The 13864-nt window shown below is 59.2% G+C and carries 16 protein-coding genes; 8 read left to right on the top strand and 8 right to left on the bottom strand.

All coding sequences use genetic code 11. The annotated features are described in order from the left end of the window. Nucleotides 1–105 precede the first annotated feature (105 nt). The gene (locus tag WCA53_RS05675; RefSeq protein WP_423906709.1) at nucleotides 106–600 is read right to left on the bottom strand and encodes an NINE protein; all 495 of its coding nucleotides are present in this window, start codon (nucleotides 598–600) and stop codon (nucleotides 106–108) included. Nucleotides 601–1110: 510 nt separating this feature from the next. On the opposite strand from WCA53_RS05675, the gene rpsP reads away from it, so the two are divergent. The 6 genes from rpsP to WCA53_RS05705 all read left to right on the top strand — a co-directional run bounded on the left by rpsP (nucleotide 1111) and on the right by WCA53_RS05705 (nucleotide 5321). After that, nucleotides 1111–1365, top strand: a complete 255-nt coding sequence (gene rpsP, locus WCA53_RS05680; protein WP_423906712.1) for a 30S ribosomal protein S16 — start codon at nucleotides 1111–1113, stop codon at nucleotides 1363–1365. 79 nt (nucleotides 1366–1444) lie between these two features. After that, entirely contained in the window at nucleotides 1445–2149 is a 705-nt protein-coding gene (rimM, locus tag WCA53_RS05685; RefSeq protein WP_423906716.1) for a ribosome maturation factor RimM, read from the top strand. A gap of 19 nt (nucleotides 2150–2168) precedes the next feature. Then, nucleotides 2169–2936: a tRNA (guanosine(37)-N1)-methyltransferase TrmD gene (gene trmD, locus WCA53_RS05690; protein WP_423906720.1), complete on the top strand. Its 768-nt coding sequence runs from the start codon at nucleotides 2169–2171 to the stop codon at nucleotides 2934–2936. A 137-nt stretch (nucleotides 2937–3073) separates the two neighbouring features. Then, nucleotides 3074–3460 carry a 50S ribosomal protein L19 gene (rplS, locus tag WCA53_RS05695; RefSeq protein WP_423906723.1) on the top strand — a complete coding sequence of 129 codons (387 nt, stop codon included), beginning with the start codon at nucleotides 3074–3076 and terminating at the stop codon, nucleotides 3458–3460. Nucleotides 3461–3554: 94 nt separating this feature from the next. Beyond that, the gene (locus WCA53_RS05700; protein WP_423906726.1) at nucleotides 3555–4256 is read left to right on the top strand and encodes a CoA pyrophosphatase; all 702 of its coding nucleotides are present in this window, start codon (nucleotides 3555–3557) and stop codon (nucleotides 4254–4256) included. Nucleotides 4257–4382: 126 nt separating this feature from the next. Beyond that, on the top strand, nucleotides 4383–5321 hold the full coding sequence (locus tag WCA53_RS05705; protein WP_423906730.1) for a CobD/CbiB family protein: 939 nt from the start codon (nucleotides 4383–4385) through the stop codon (nucleotides 5319–5321). 104 nt (nucleotides 5322–5425) lie between these two features. Here WCA53_RS05705 and WCA53_RS05710 read toward each other — a convergent pair whose 3' ends face one another. The 3 genes from WCA53_RS05710 to WCA53_RS05720 are packed head-to-tail and all read right to left on the bottom strand — an operon-like array spanning nucleotide 5426 to nucleotide 7963. Further along, the gene (locus tag WCA53_RS05710) at nucleotides 5426–5749 is read right to left on the bottom strand and encodes a DUF2007 domain-containing protein (protein WP_423906759.1); all 324 of its coding nucleotides are present in this window, start codon (nucleotides 5747–5749) and stop codon (nucleotides 5426–5428) included. A 19-nt stretch (nucleotides 5750–5768) separates the two neighbouring features. After that, nucleotides 5769–6698: a ribosome small subunit-dependent GTPase A gene (rsgA, locus tag WCA53_RS05715; protein ID WP_423906733.1), complete on the bottom strand. Its 930-nt coding sequence runs from the start codon at nucleotides 6696–6698 to the stop codon at nucleotides 5769–5771. Next, a complete protein-coding gene (locus tag WCA53_RS05720) occupies nucleotides 6695–7963 on the bottom strand; it encodes a M48 family metallopeptidase (RefSeq protein WP_423906737.1) in 1269 nt (422 codons plus the stop codon). Before WCA53_RS05720 ends, rsgA begins: the two co-directional genes overlap by 4 nt. 166 nt (nucleotides 7964–8129) lie before the next feature. Here WCA53_RS05720 and orn point away from each other — a divergent pair, with 166 nt between their 5' ends. Then, on the top strand, nucleotides 8130–8720 hold the full coding sequence (gene orn, locus WCA53_RS05725; protein ID WP_423906742.1) for an oligoribonuclease: 591 nt from the start codon (nucleotides 8130–8132) through the stop codon (nucleotides 8718–8720). Nucleotides 8721–9087: 367 nt separating this feature from the next. Here orn and mog read toward each other — a convergent pair whose 3' ends face one another. The 4 genes from mog to WCA53_RS05745 all read right to left on the bottom strand — a co-directional run bounded on the left by mog (nucleotide 9088) and on the right by WCA53_RS05745 (nucleotide 12096). After that, entirely contained in the window at nucleotides 9088–9753 is a 666-nt protein-coding gene (gene mog, locus WCA53_RS05730; protein WP_423906744.1) for a molybdopterin adenylyltransferase, read from the bottom strand. Further along, nucleotides 9734–10366: a ribosome biogenesis factor YjgA gene (yjgA, locus tag WCA53_RS05735; RefSeq protein ID WP_423906762.1), complete on the bottom strand. Its 633-nt coding sequence runs from the start codon at nucleotides 10364–10366 to the stop codon at nucleotides 9734–9736. The genes mog and yjgA overlap by 20 nt, the downstream gene beginning before the upstream one ends. Nucleotides 10367–10893: 527 nt before the next feature. Then, nucleotides 10894–11820, bottom strand: coding sequence for a UTP--glucose-1-phosphate uridylyltransferase GalU (galU, locus tag WCA53_RS05740; RefSeq protein WP_423906747.1), 927 nt, complete (start codon nucleotides 11818–11820; stop codon nucleotides 10894–10896). Nucleotides 11821–11952: 132 nt separating this feature from the next. Further along, entirely contained in the window at nucleotides 11953–12096 is a 144-nt protein-coding gene (locus WCA53_RS05745) for a hypothetical protein (protein WP_423906750.1), read from the bottom strand. Between the two features lie 284 nt (nucleotides 12097–12380). On the opposite strand from WCA53_RS05745, the gene WCA53_RS05750 reads away from it, so the two are divergent. Then, on the top strand, nucleotides 12381–13583 hold the full coding sequence (locus WCA53_RS05750) for an acyltransferase family protein (protein ID WP_423906755.1): 1203 nt from the start codon (nucleotides 12381–12383) through the stop codon (nucleotides 13581–13583). Nucleotides 13584–13864: the final 281 nt, after the last annotated feature.

Raw genomic sequence — 13864 nt, forward strand, 5'->3', positions numbered from 1 at the left:
AAATAAAAACGCCGCCCGGTTTCGGAAGAAACCGGGCGGCGTTTTTGTTGGTCGATCAGAAAGATGGGTGGCGCAGAGCGAGAAGCGGTTGAGCCCCTCAACCCCTCACTGCGACAATTCCTTGGCCGCCTGAACCTGCCCTTCGAAGTAAGTCTGAAACGTGAGTGCCAGTCCGGTCATCAGCAGGAAAGCACCCACGAGCAACGAAAACATCACTATAAGGATGACGGTCCATCCAGATTCGCTGTGTTGTCCGGTGGCGGCATTGAATTGAGCATCCCATTTCTCATCGGGACGGAGTCCGTAAACGATCGCGGACAGAAACGCCGCCAGTAGCGAGACAGCGCCGGGGAAGGCGAGTACCCATCCGAGCATGGAAGCCCGATCCGTCGCGGCAAGCAACATATAGCCCACTGCGCCGAGCAAGATCCCGACAATATGCGCCCAGGCGAACTTATCGCGCAGGCCGTACAGATAAAACCGATGCGCGCCGATACTGCCAAAAAAGAACGCCAGCGCGGCGGTCAGCGTCTTCGATCGAAAGCGCTTGGGCGACGGTGTATCGGATAAACGCGTGGAAGGGGACGACGGATTGTTCATCGAGAGCGGGATAGGGGCAATGAGGGAGTGAGGGCGGGGGAATCGCATTAGTGCAAAAATGACACGGCATTCTACGCCGAGCCCAGAGACCTTCACATCAGGGCTGCTTATAAGTAGCCTATAAGTAAGGGCAGAGTGATGAATCCTCGGGCGAAATCATCGCTGACCGGGAGCGAGCCGTCGGCAACGAGCTGGACGGCCCCAGGCTCCTTCGCCCGTCCGGGTCATCCTTCTGCGACCGATTCCATCCAGAGCCCCGCGCCGTTTCTTCGCAAACTACGCGGCGGATAAAAAAAATTTGAGTCTCCCAGAATCGGCGGCCCTAAGCTCGCCCCGACGCCTCGAAACGCCGTTGCATGGCGCGTCGCGGCCGTTGGCAGGCCGGGACGCGCGGCGTTGCACACGCTGGGTCATCTCGATTAATCGGTTCAAGTGTTTGTTAAGACTGAGTTTTGCCGCTATAATCGCGTGTTTTGGTAGTTCCGAACCCCGGTTTTCAAGGATTTCAGCATGGTTATCATCCGCTTGGCTCGTGGCGGCTCCAAGAAGCGCCCGTTTTACAATATCGTCGCAACCGATTCGCGTAGCCGCCGTGATGGCCGCTTCATCGAACGCGTGGGTTTTTACAACCCCGTCGCGACCAAAGGCGAATCGCTGCGCATTGCGCAAGATCGTCTGACGTACTGGCAAGACAACGGCGCACAGTTGTCAACGACTGTCGCTCGTCTGGTCAAGCAATCGAAACAAGCTCAACCGGCAGCCTAAGTGGCTCCGGTGCAGTTGATCGAACGGACTGCTGGTGCCCGTTCGAATATCGCTGCCGGGATTAGCTGGAGATTTGCTCATGCCTACGCGTGATACCGGTTCAGACTCAGGTTTGTCGGCCGCGCGTGGCGGAAAGCCCGAGCACGACGAAGCCACGTTTGGCGCGTTTGTCCGCAAGCCGGCAGCGCGTCGCGTGGCTATCGACGTTTCGGGGCAAAACGCCATTGAAGCAGTCGAAAGCTTGCCTGACGACGCAATCGAAGTGGGTGCGATCGTCGACGCGTATGGCCTGAAGGGCTGGGTCAAGGTTGTGCCGCACGCGAATGCGGGGCACGGCGGCGACGCCATGCTGGCAACAAAGCGCTGGTGGCTGGTCAAGGGAGGCGAGTTCAAGTCGGCTCGTTGCCTGATGTCGAAGATTCATAGCGACACAGTCGTCGCGCAGTTCGCCGGATGCGACGACCGCGATGTCGCTTATGCGTTGCGTGGACACACGGTGCACGTGTCGCGCAGCGACTTCCCCAAGCTGACCGGCGACGACGAGTTCTACTGGGTCGATTTGATCGGCCTGGATGTCGTGAATGAAGCGGGCGTTGCGATGGGCCAGGTTGCCGGCATGATCGACAACGGCGCCCATTCCGTCATGCGCGTGGAATTCCCGGATACGGCCAAGGACGGCTCGGCTACCACGGGCGAACGGTTGATTCCGTTTGTCGGCGTGTTTGTCAAAACGGTGGATCAGGCGGCGCGCAAGATTGTCGTCGACTGGGAAACCGATTACTGATCACTGCAAGGAGAGAGCGATGCAGTTCGACGTCGTGACGCTCTTTCCCGAGATGTTTCGCGCACTGACCGACTGGGGTATTACCAGCCGGGCGGTCAAGCAGGAAAGGTTCGGTCTGCGCACGTGGAATCCCCGCGATTTCACCTCGGATAATTATCGAACCATCGACGATCGCCCTTACGGCGGCGGCCCCGGCATGGTCATGCTGGCGCGGCCCCTGGAAGATGCGATATCGGCTGCGAAAGCCGCGCAGGCGGGGCAGGGTATTGCGCGTACGCGCGTGGTAATGATGTCGCCACAAGGTCGGACGCTGGATCATGAGCGCGTGATGCAATTCGCTCAGGAACCCGGTCTCGTGGTGCTCTGCGGCCGTTACGAAGCGATCGACCAGCGTTTGATCGATCGCGTGGTGGACGAAGAAGTCAGCCTCGGCGACTTTGTCTTGTCGGGCGGCGAATTGCCCGCCATGGCGCTGATGGACGCGGTTGTGCGCCAGTTGCCGGGTGTGCTGAACGACTCGCAATCGGCGGTGCAGGATAGCTTCGTCGACGTTTTGCTCGATTGTCCGCACTACACCCGGCCGGAAGAATACGCTGGCGTGCGGGTTCCGGATGTGCTGCTCGGCGGCCATCACAAGGAAATCGAGGCATGGCGCAGGCGTGAAGCGCTCAAGAATACGCAGCAAAAGCGGCCGGACCTGATCGACCGGGCGCGCAGGAAAAAGATGCTGAGCCGTGCCGACGAGGCGTGGCTCACAAGTCTCGCTAAAGAACTGAAAGCGCATTGACGCTTTCGCGTTCGACAGCGCGACACCAGGGAGACGCGTTGCTTGGGTTTTTCAAGCGGGCGTCAGATGTGAACCCATCCTCTACCGGGGCCAAAATATGGCAAACAACTCCGGCAAGATGGCTTAAGGAGTCGGTAATGAATCTGATTGAACAACTCGAGCAAGAAGAAATTGCACGCGCGCTCGGCGAGAAGACCATCCCCGCATTCTCCCCCGGCGATACGGTGATCGTCAATGTCAACGTAGTCGAAGGTACGCGCAAGCGTGTCCAGGCTTACGAAGGCGTCGTCATCTCGAAGCGTAACCGTGGTTTGAACTCGAATTTCATCGTCCGCAAGATTTCGTCGGGTGAAGGCGTCGAGCGTACGTTCCAGACCTACTCGCCGATCCTGGCGAGCATCGTCGTGAAGCGTCGCGGCGACGTGCGTCGTGCAAAGCTGTACTACTTGCGCGAACGTTCGGGCAAGTCGGCTCGGATCAAGGAAAAGCTCGTGTCGAAAGACCGCAGCGCTTCCAAGGCGTAAGAGTCGCACAGGAAAAGCACCCTTACGGGTGCTTTTTTCATTGGTGTGTTCCAATCACCTCTCTTGACCATTCGATACTTTCGAAACGTTCCTCGTGCCTCCGACCAAGCCGTCGACTCCCCGCATTCTCGAAGCTGAAAGTCTTCCGATCGAATCGGCGGGCACCGGCTTGCCGCTTGTCCGCGAAGCGTTGCTGACGGCGGATGGATTGCGTGCGCGCTTCGGGCAGACGCTCGAATGGACGCAGGAGCCGCCGGAGGATCGGATCAAGGCGCTGGGCGGCGATCCGCGCGTGGCGGCGGTGCTCGTGCCGCTCGTGCTGCGCGAGGGCGGCTTGACCGTCCTGCTCACGCAACGCGCCCTTCATCTCTCGACTCACGCCGGACAGATCAGTTTTCCCGGCGGGCGCTACGAACCCGAAGACGTCGATGCCGCCGCAACCGCGCTTCGTGAGGCGCAAGAGGAAGTAGGGTTGGCGTCGAAGCACGTGGAAGTGCTGGGCGAATTGCCCGAGTATCTGACCGGTACGGGATTTCGCGTGACGCCGGTGGTGGCGCTGGTTCATCCGCCGTTTGAATTGCAGGCCGATGCGCTTGAAGTCGCCGAGATCTTCGAGGTCCCTTTCGCGTTTCTCATGAATCCGGCCAATCACCAGATCCGTGTATTTCGATGGGAAGGCGGGGAACGTCGTTTTTTTGCGATGCCTTTTACGCCGAAGGAAAATACGGCTCCCTATTTCATTTGGGGCGCAACGGCGGGCATGTTACGCAATTTCTATCGCTTCCTGGCGGCTTGACGCGCAACGCATCTCAAGTCTTTATCTCGGGGCATTTAGTAGCGTTGTCACCAAGGGTCTCCGCGTCAACAGTGCTGTGCTATCGTTACACGAAATTCGTATAACTCGAATGTCTCGGCGCATCGCATGACTTTTTTCTCCGTATTGCTGGCTCTCATCATCGAGCAGTTGCGCGCGCTCTCGCCGCAAAATCCCGTTTCGGCGTTGCTTCAATATCATGCGGACTCCGCAGCTCGTGGTTTCGATGCGGGCAAGCAGCGGCACGGCGTTTTGGCATGGCTGGTCGTGGTGTTGCCCTGGACGCTGGCCGTCGGGCTCGTCTACTACGTGCTTTATCGGATCAACTTCGCGTTGGCGTTTCTTTGGAACGTCGTGATCGTTTATTTCACGCTGGGATTTAGGCAGTTCAGTCATTATTTCACCGATATTCACTTGGCTTTGAATAACGACGACGTGCCTCGCGCGCGGGAAGTTCTCAACGAGTGGACCGGGCTCGATACTGTCGATATGCCCGTTAGTGAGATCGTTCGCCACACGCTCGTGCATGCGGTGGTGGCTTCACATCGGCATGTATTCGGCGTTTTCTTCTGGTTTCTTATTCCTGTCGGGCCGGCTGGCGCTGTGTTTTATCGGATCGCGGAGCATTTGGCGAGATCCTGGGTTCAGCCTGCCGATGAGAGAACGCCGGCATTTTCCACATTTGCCCAGCAAGCGTTCTTTTTTATCGACTGGATTCCGGCCAGACTGACTGCGCTGGGGTTTGCCATCGTCGGGAATTTCGAAGACGCTATTTATGCGTGGCGCAATCATGCCCGCCAATGGCCCGATGCGAATGAAGGGGTTTTGCTCGCGGCGGGGAGCGGGGCCTTGGGGGCGCGGCTGGCCGGCCCGCTTGCCGAGCCGCTTAGCGTAGAGGCGTTAGCGGTCGGGGATGCCAGTCCCTTGCCAGTGGGCGATGATTGCACGCCCAGGACGTTGCAGTCCGCTGTCGGGCTCGTGTGGCGGGCAGTCATTCTCTGGATGCTGCTTTTGCTCATGCTGAGTATCGCGGTCTGGCTTTCCTAGGCATTTGCCTCGCGTCTTCGCTTCGGTTGCTGACGTTGCTCTTGGCTTAGGGCCTTGGCCTATGGTCTTCGCCTGTGAACGGCGCGCGCCGTCGGGCCATCCCCTTATTCGTCGTTCAGCGGGTCTCTCGACGTTCCACACTGCCAGCACACTGTGAACTGACTCTCGAGCGTTTCGCCGCAGCTCTGGCAACGCCAACTTTTAGCATTCCTTTCAGGACCGTTTCTAGCGCGGTCCAGTATTCCTGTCGCTAACGCCTCGTCTCTTTCGTCCATCAGCCAGATCTCCGGGGCGCACTGCTCCGCCGGGATCTCGCCCATCGCTCCGCTCAGATAGCGGTTGTGCAACTCGCACGGTATCCCCGCCATCACCAACACGTTTACCCAGTGATGCGCCGTAATCAAATTCGGTGCCCGTGTCAGCTTCATCATGCGTGGTTTCTCTTCCTTATCGAACGATCTGGCTGGCCTCGTGCACCAGCTGCGCGTATAGCCGATGACGCTCCATCCTGATCTTCTTCTGCGCCAACGCCTCCAGGATCGCACACCCCGGTTCGTGCAAATGGCGGCAGTTGTAAAAGCGGCACTTGCCCAGGTAAGGCCTGAAGTCCGCGAGCGCACGCTCCAGTTGCCCCTCCGACAAATGGTGCAACCCGAACTCCTGGAAGCCCGGCGAGTCGATCAACGATCCCCCGCCCGGTAACGGATACAGCCGCGTGAAGGTCGTCGTGTGCCGGCCACTATTCAACGCCTTCGATATCTCCCGCGTCGCCACCGCGGCATTCGGTATCAGGATATTCACCAGGGTCGACTTGCCCATGCCGGATTGACCCAGCAACAAGGTCGAACGGTTCGCGAGGCGGGCATCGAGTTCTTCATGCACGCGTTCCGGCGCAGCCTTTGCCGACAACTCCACGACTGTGTAGCCCATCTCCTGATACATCGCCAGGCGCTTGCGCGCTACTGCCAGCGGTCCTTCCATGTCGATCTTGTTCAACACGATCAACGGTTCGAGCCCATGCGCGTCGGCCGCAATCAGCGCGCGGCCCAGCAGATCCTCGCTGAAGTGCGGCTCCGTGGCGAGCACGATCAGCAACTGGTCGAGGTTCGCGGCGAATAGCTTCGACTTGAACTGGTCGGATCGGTACAAAAGATTGCGCCGCTCACCAATCTCGACGATCACCCCCTGATCCGCCGATGACTGCTCGTAAATCACATGGTCGCCGACCGCAATCTCGCTGCGCTTGCCGCGAGGAAAACATTGGAGCATCACGCTGCCATCGGCGGGGGCGACAAGATAATGCCGCCCGTGTGCCGCAATGACAGTTCCCTTGATACGCGCGCTTGTTGCTGCCTTCTTCGAGTCGCGCGGCCTCATGCGGCCAGCTGCATTAGACGTTCGATGCGCTGCGATGCCGGCGGATGCGACGCGTAAAACGCGCTGTACAACGGGTCGGGCGTAAGCGTGGAAGCGTTGTCTTCGTACAGCTTCACCAACGCGTTCACGAGGTCGCGCGGATCGGTCTGGCTGGCCGCGAAAGCGTCGGCTTCGAATTCATGCTTGCGCGAACTCAGGCTTCCCAACGGTGTCACGAAGAACATGAAAACGGGCAACACCAGCATGAACAGCACGAGCGCCAGACCGTTGTTGTTGCCGAGCAGCGATGGTCGCACGCCCAGTCCCTCGTAGAACCACACGCACTGCGCGAGCCATCCGAGCAGCGCGAGCATCGCGAGGCTGAGCACGAACATCACGACTAGCCGCTTGATGACGTGGCGCCGCTTGAAGTGGCCGAGTTCGTGCGCGAGCACTGCTTCGATCTCGTTGCCTGAGAGGCGCGCGAGCAGGGTATCGAAGAAAACGATTCGCTTGGCCGCCCCGAAGCCCGTGAAATACGCGTTGCCGTGCGCTGAACGGCGGCTGCCGTCCATCACGAACAAGCCTTTCGCGGCGAAGCCGGTCCGTGCCATCAGGTTCTCGATACGCGCGCGCAATGCCTCGTCCTTCAGCGGCTCGAACTTGTTGAAAAGCGGGGCGATGAACGTGGGATATAGGATCAACACGAGCATCTGGAACGCGACCAGGAGCACCCACGCCCAGAGCCACCAAAGCGCGCCGGCCTGGTTCATCAGCCACAGCGTGACGAAGAGCACCGGCAATCCGATGGCCGCGCCGAGCAGGATGCCCTTCGCGAGATCGAGTACAAAGAGCTTCCTGGTCATCCGGTTAAATCCGAACTTCTCTTCGATTACAAAGTGCCGGATGTAGTCGAACGGCAAATCGACAATGCCTGTGATCGCGACCACGATGGCGACCAGCGCCATCTGCCCTTCGTAGCCGCGGCCCAGCCAGTCGCTGACCGCGAGGTCGATCTGCTGCACACCGCCGAGCAGCGTCAAGGCGATCAGCAACGCGGCGCTGACCACGACTTCGATCATGGTGAGGCGTGTGCGCTCGACCGTGTAATCGGCGGCGCGCTGGTGTGCGGCTAGCGGAATGGACTGGAGGAATTGCGACGGCACGCGCAGCCGGTTCGCCGCGACATGGCGGATCTGGCGCGAAGCCAGCCACAGCTTCGTGCCGACCATGCCGACCAGCGCCACGACGAAGATCACCGAGAAGGCGAGATTGATATTGGGCATCAGCGGAAATCCGATTGAATTATGCGAGAATTATAGGTTCTTGGCCGCCCCCGCGTGCGGCCTCTTGATGCTTTCCAACGCCGACCCAACGCCGACCCAACGCTACCCCGACCGAGCCGATCCCGGCGTCGAATCCATTCAGGTTGCCCTAAATATGGCTGAATCCATGGCTGAATCCGCTTCTCCTTCCAGTTCTGCGGAGCTCGTTCGCAGCGACATGAATCTTGTGTGGCTTGATATGGAAATGACGGGTCTTGAACCCGATACCGACCGCATCATTGAAATTGCCGTGGTCGTGACGAATTCGACGCTCGACAAGCTAGTGGAAGGTCCCGTTCTGGCGATTCATCAGGATGAGACGGCGCTTGGCAAGATGGACGAATGGAATCGCAACACGCATGGCCGTTCAGGGTTGACCGAGCGTGTGCGGGTGTCGACCGTGGACGAAGCGGAAGCCACCCGGCAGATTCGCGAATTCCTCGGGCAGTATGTTCCGCCGGGCAAGTCGCCCATGTGCGGCAATTCGATTTGCCAGGATCGGCGGTTCATGGCGCGCTGGATGCCGGAACTTGAGACGTTCTTTCACTATCGCAATCTCGATGTCAGCACGCTGAAGGAATTGTGCCGCCGGTGGCAACCGGCCATATATAAGGGTTTCCAGAAGCGCGCGATGCATACGGCGCTTGCCGATATCCACGAATCCATCGATGAATTGAAGTACTACCGGGAGCATTTCTTAATTCCGGTGAGTTCCTAGGGTTCCTAGCCGGAGGGCTTGAGGGCGGATCTGCTAGCGGCGAGTGTGGGGCAAGGGTTGAGTCCTTTTGCTAGCGGTGAGTGTGGGGAGAGCGTTGAGTCCTTCTTCAAGCGTGGTCGTTCTGCTTAAGTCGGATTTTCTTGCTTATTTCTATTAGCCCCTGCCCGGGGCGGGACTTCATTTCTTTGCAAACGCGCAAAGAAACGAAGCAAAGAAACGCGTTCAAACCTCGAATACCTAAGGGTCGTCGTTGCTCATTTCAGGTTTTTGGCACGAACGTAGCACGGTCCCAAACACTTAACCCGCAGTCGAACACCCCCCTCAAGCACCAACGTCACGCACACGCTTCGCCTCAGACAGAACCCTTTCAAACCCTCCCCTCCAGCCCCCCCGGCGGAAGTGCTCCGTCTGCCGCCTTCGCCGGCCGAATCGCGCTCTTCGGTCGAAACGCGGCCACTATTTCGCCGCGCGTTTCAATATACGGTCCGCCAATCAGGTCGATGCAATAAGGCACGGCTGCGAAAATACCCGGCACGGTCGGTTTTCCGTCCGCGTCCCGGAGCCCTTCCAGCGTTTCCTTGATCGATTTCGGCTGCCCGGGCAAATTGATGATCAGCGCGGCGTGACTGTCCGTCTCGCGGATCACCGCAACCTGCCGGGAGAGAATGGCGGTCGGAACGAAATTCAGGCTGATCTGGCGCATCTGCTCGCCAAAACCGGGCATGGGCTTCGTGGCGACAGCGAGCGTCGCCTCAGGCGTTACATCGCGACGCGCCGGGCCTGTGCCACCCGTGGTCAGGACCAGATCGCAACCGACGTCATCGACCAATTCAACGAGCGCGCCCGAGATGGTCGCGGCGTCGTCTTGAATCAAGCGCGTTTCCGCTCGCCACGGCGAACTCAGCGTGCCAGCCAGCCACTCCATAAGCGAGGGAATACCCTTGTCCGCATACACACCCTGCGACGCGCGGTCACTCACCGACACCAATCCAATGATCAACTCATCGGGATGATTACGTTTGGGCGTGGTCATCTTGGTCGTCGTAGTCGTCATCGTCCGGCTCTGGGGTTTCGTCGGCTTCGTCGTCTGGGACCCCGGCTGCCGTCTTGATCCACTGGAACAACTCGCGGAAATAGCGCGGGGGCTTGGCCAGCTCGCGTTCCTTGCGGGCGTTGCGGATCAGCGTGCGGCCTTCCTGCGGGTCGACGCCTGGATGCTGGCGGATGAAATCGGTGAGGGCGGCGTCGTCGGCGAGGAGCTTTTCGCGCGTGCGTTCGATCCAGTGCAACTTGGCAGTTTCGGCGCGGTTCACGCCTTTATTTATTTCCAGCGCCGTACGGATTGCGGCCGTTTCTTCGTCGGTGAGCGAGCGCATGACGCGACCCACGAATTGAAGCTGCCGGCGCCGGCCTTCGTGGTCGGTGATGCGACGGGCGGCGCGAACGGCGTCGTCGAGCTTTTCGGGCATGGGGACGCGCTTGAGCGCGTCTTTCGGCAACTCGATTAGCGTGACGCCCAGGACTTGGAGCGCCAGCATGTCGCGCTTCAGTTGCGACTTGCTTGGGCGGTCGTAGCCGTGCTCGCTGCCATCGTTTTCGGTGGCCTCGGCAGGATTTATAGGTTGAGTGCGGGTTTTACGGTTCATCCCGTATTGTAACGTGCCGGGCAGACCCTTCGGGAAGCCAAAGGGGGGAGGCAGGCCGCAGGATTGGCCCAGTTGTGCCGGCGCCTTGTGCCGGCGAAGGCCGGGTAGTTCTGCTGACGGCGGGGCACATCGGTGGGCGTCGAAACAAGCCACTTGGGCGCTCGAGGCGAAGCGTGTGCGCGCCCTTTGAGAGAGAGGTGGGTGTTCAACTGCGGGTTAAATATTTGGGGCCGTGCTACGTTCGTGCCAAAGACCTGAAATGAGCAACGACGACACTTAGGTATTCGCGGTTTAGAACGCGTTTCTTTGCTTCGTTTCTTTGCGCGTTTGCAAAGAAATGAAGTCCCGCCCCGGATAGGGGCTAACAGTAATAAGCAAGAAAATACTACTTATGCAGAACGACCACGCTAGCAGAAGGACTCAATGCTCTCCCCACACTCGCCGCGCGCAGCACCCCCTCCACCCTCGCCCCACACGCAACGCTAGCAGCACCGCCCCAAACCTCCCCACCAGCCGCCAGCAGGCCCTCAAACCACCTCAATCACCTCGGGCAATTCCACCACCCCCGCAGGCTCCACCAGGAACCCGCTCATGCATTCACGCAAATACGCCTCGAAGCCGTCGCGAACCTCCGGATGCTGCAACGCGAGCTGCACCGTCGCCTTCAAATACCCTAGCTTGCTGCCGCAGTCATATCGCGTGCCGTAATACCGGTAAGCCAACACCTGCTCCTCCGCCAGCAACGACGCAATCGCATCGGTAAGCTGGATCTCGTTGCCCGCGCTCGGCCGCGTATTACGCAAATGCTCGAAGATGCCCGGCATGAACACGTATCGCCCGACCACACCCAGGTTCGACGGCGCCAACGCAGGCTGCGGCTTCTCCACAATGCCGGACAACTTGATAATGTCCTCCTCCCACTCACGCCCCTCGATCACACCGTACGACGCGCTATCGTCACGACGAATCCGCTCTACACCAATCACCGAGCTGTGATAGTGGTTAAAGACATCGACGAGCTGCTTCATGACCGGCTCTTTGCTGTGCAGCAAGTCATCGGCGAGAATCACCGCGAACGGATGGTCGCCGACCATCTTTTCCGCACACAACACCGCATGACCCAAACCGAGCGCGGCAGGCTGGCGAACATAGAAACAATTTACGTTCGCCGGCTTGATGCTGCGGACCACGTCGAGCAACGCGGCCTTGCCACGCGCCTCCAGCTCCGCCTCGACCTCGTACGATTTGTCGAAGTGATCCTCAATCGCCCGCTTGCTGCGGCCTGTTACGAAAATCATTTCCGTAATGCCGGCAGCAATAGCCTCTTCAACCGCATATTGAATCAGCGGCTTATCGACGATAGGCAGCATTTCCTTCGGACTTGCCTTGGTCGCAGGCAAGAACCGCGTGCCCAGCCCAGCTACGGGAAAGACGGCTTTAGTGACTTTCAGCATCGCACTTTGAATCCATAAAACGTGTTCGAAATCGGGACGAGAACGCCCGGTGAGCTATCGGCGGCACGCTCAGTCCCAGCGCTTCGCGCGGACCCGAGGTGCGAACCGTTCGAGCGCCTGCCGCCACGCGCTTTACTCCGCGTCTTCAGCGTGAGGAAAGCGCACCGGCACCGCATTTCGTTTTGACATCGGATCGTTGCGCAACGCGTCCCGATACGCCGAAACGGCTGCAAGAACCAACAGCACGGCAACACCGGCAAGTGCATGCATGTTCATGGCACACCTCTGTTCTAAATGGTTTGAGAGGAAACTATCAGAAAAAAATCGATAAATAATCAGTTGAATTAATTCGCCACGTAGTCGGTCTCTTATGGGTCACGTCGCCGAATAAATTTCCGCCGCCCCGCTTCGCCCGTGTTTCGCGCGGGTTTCGCAAAACGCCGCACGCGGGATATTTTTCGAATATTTGTAGGAGCAATATGGCCTTCCATCAGCGCGCATAACGGCGCTGGAAGGCCATGAACGGTCAGGCCTTCGTTCAACATGAACACGAGGTCTTAATGAGCGACTCCTCCCTGATCGATCCGGTCAGTGCCTCTTTGCAAACGCCTCGCGAGCGCGCGGCGGGAACGGGCTTGAGTATCGATACGAAAGACGTCGCGATTAACGCGTGGCGGGGTATCGCGGCGTTGCTCGTGGCCTACTTTCATTGCCGCCAGATCACGTGGGTCGGCATGCAGCAGTTTCACAAGAGCGCGACCGGCTTCGACCTGAACGCTTTGTTCAGCTATCTCACGCTGCCCATTGCGTGGGGTTCCGCCGGCGTGCCCATTTTCTTTGTCATCAGCGGGTACTGTATTCATCGCGGCACGGCGCGCAAGCTGCTGGCCAATCCGGCCGCGCCCTTCGATACCCGCAACTTCCTGATGCGACGCTTCGCGCGCATTTATCCCGTGCTGTTGGCGGCGTTGCTGCTGACGCTTGCCCTCGATACGTTCAGCCTGCGCTTTACGCCGGTCAGTCCGAAAATCAACCCGGTGGATCTGCATGCATTCATGGTCAACTTGCTATCGCTTCAAGGCGTGGCGGGCAAGACCTTCGGATCGAACGGCGCGCTGTGGACGCTTTCTATCGAGGTGCAGTTCTACCTGGTCTATCCACTGTTGCTGGCCGCGCGCAGGAAGCTCGGCATGAAGGCGGTTCTTCTGGGTGTCGCATTGATCAATGTCGCGTCCGCGTTCGTGTTCGAGCGCCATGAGATCGTGTTGTTCGCGTCGTATTGGTTTTCATGGACGCTGGGCGCGTGGATCGCCGAAGCGAAAGTCGCGTCGGCGGGTGCGACGAAGCTGGCGGATGGTTCGAAGGGCTCGAAGGGCTCGCTCAAACTGCAGCTTGCCGCGGTGGTTCTTGCGGCGTCAGGCTGCGTCGCGTTCAAATTCGGTCAATATGGGGCGTTCCAGTTGTGGGCGCTCGCCTTTGCCGCGTATCTGTTTCAGGCGCTCGACAGGCCGATGCGCAATTCGCTGCCGGTACGTGGCTTTTCGTGGCTCGGCGAGTTCAGCTTTTCGCTGTACGTAGTCCATTTGCCGATCTTTATCTTTCTCGGCTCACTGTTGTTCCGCTCGGCTTTGCAAACGGCGATCTGGCCTTCGTTCGCGTTTATGATCGTCCCGGTTGTCGCGGCGCTTGGCTTTTATTGGCTGGTCGAGCGTCCGGCGATGAAATGGTCAGCGGGGTTCGCGCCACGTGGGCGGCCTGGGTAGCAGGGGGGTGCTGCCCCCACAGGGGGGTGCTGCTCGCGGCGAGTGTGGGGAGAGCGTTGAGCCCTTCTGCTAGCGTGGTCGTTCTGCTTAAGTCGGATTTTCTTGGCTTTTACTGTTAGCCCCTGTCCGGGGCGGGACTTCATTTCTTTTCAAACCCTCCATGTCAGACTAGTTGTCGCGTCACCCGAATCACTTTAATACAAACATGGGGGCGGATAGCGAATGGAAGATGAAGCGTTATTCAGCGCGAACGCGGGAGTGGGCGGTCGAACAGATGATGC

Source organism: Caballeronia sp., assembly GCF_049581465.1.
Lineage (GTDB): Bacteria > Pseudomonadota > Gammaproteobacteria > Burkholderiales > Burkholderiaceae > Caballeronia.